The following is a 421-nucleotide window of genomic DNA, read 5'->3' as shown; positions in this document are numbered from 1 at the left end:
CGGCGCCGCGGACGTCGTCTACACCAAGGACATCGCCGACCACCTCATGGCTCGCAGGGCGACCTCCGGCGGCAATACCCAGCAGTACCTCTACGGGCACACCGACATGACGAACCCCGACGCGGACCTGGTGCTGGGCACCGACAAGCGCGTGCAGGCCCGCGTGATCGGGCTCCCCGGCGGGGTGGTCCTGTCCGCGAAGGGCGCGGCGAACCGGACGGGCAGAACCACCTGGAGCCTGCCACCCGTCCGCGGCGACATCCTCCTGGTCACCTCCGACGAGGGCCGGCAGGTCGGCGACCTCCACCGGTTCGGCCTGAACGGCGAGCCGTTGGCCCCCGACGGCACCGTCGACCCGCGGCGGCTGCCCGACAACCTGCCCGGCGACTACGACTACGGCTGGCTCGGCCGGTACCAGGTG

The 421-nt window shown here is 72.4% G+C and carries 1 pseudogene; it reads left to right on the top strand.

Features of this window, described 5'->3' with window-relative positions:
- Window positions 1–421, top strand: a pseudogene (locus G3I71_RS48470) (hypothetical protein); the annotation flags it as partial.

This window comes from Streptomyces sp. SID12501, assembly GCF_010550245.1.
Classification (GTDB): domain Bacteria; phylum Actinomycetota; class Actinomycetes; order Streptomycetales; family Streptomycetaceae; genus Streptomyces.
The sequence above is the reverse complement of the archived record's forward strand: the minus strand, read 5'-3'. Positions and strand labels throughout refer to the sequence as shown.